Here is a 786-nt window from a genome sequence, read left to right as displayed (position 1 = left end):
GGCAAGCTGGACCGTGGGGCTCTGCCGGCGCCGGAGGTGTCGGCCGGTGGGGTGTGGCGTGCGCCGCGTTCTCCTCGGGAGGAGGTGGTGTGCGGGTTGTTCGCCGAGGTGCTCGGTGTCGACCGGGTCGGTGCGGACGACAACTTCTTCGATCTGGGTGGTCATTCCCTGCTCGCCACCCGTCTGGTGAGCCGGGTGCGTACGGCGACCGGTGCCGAGCTGTCCGTCGGTGCTCTGTTCGATGCCGCGACACCCGCGGGTGTCGCCCGGCTGCTGGACGATGCGGACGTGGCCCGGGCGGGTGTGGGCGGCCGGCCCCGGCCCGAGGTCGTTCCTCTGTCCAGCGCCCAGCGCAGCCTGTGGACCCTCGATCGCCTCCAGAACGGCTCCGACTACCACCTCGCGTTCCGGATCCGGCTTCACGGTGCGGTGGATCGTGAGGTGTTGCGGTTGGCGCTGGGGGATGTGGTGGCGCGGCACGAGAGTCTGCGGACGGTGTTCGCGGAGGTGGATGGTGTGCCGCGGCAGGTGGTGCTGCCGTCGGTGGAGGTGGGTCTGGGTCACGCGGTGGTGGACGAGGGGGCGTTGGCGGGGGCGTTGTCGGTCGAGGCGGGCCGGCCGTTCGATCTTTCCCGTGATCTTCCGTTGCGTGCGCATGTGTTCGCGTTGGCGGGTGTGGCGGACGAGTGTGTGCTGTTGCTGGTGATGCATCACATCGCGGCGGACGGCTGGTCGTTGGTTCCGTTGGCGCGTGATCTGTCGGCTGCTTATGGTGCGCGGCTGGGC

At 70.0% G+C, this 786-nt stretch carries 1 protein-coding gene; it reads left to right on the top strand.

The window, feature by feature from the left end:
• Positions 1-96: 96 nt before the first annotated feature.
• On the top strand, positions 97-786 hold a 690-nt coding region (locus B7767_RS47615), incomplete at its 3' end, for a condensation domain-containing protein (RefSeq protein ID WP_256923812.1).

The organism is Streptomyces sp. 13-12-16 (assembly GCF_002114215.1).
Lineage (GTDB): Bacteria > Actinomycetota > Actinomycetes > Streptomycetales > Streptomycetaceae > Streptomyces.
The sequence above is the reverse complement of the archived record's forward strand: the minus strand, read 5'-3'. Positions and strand labels throughout refer to the sequence as shown.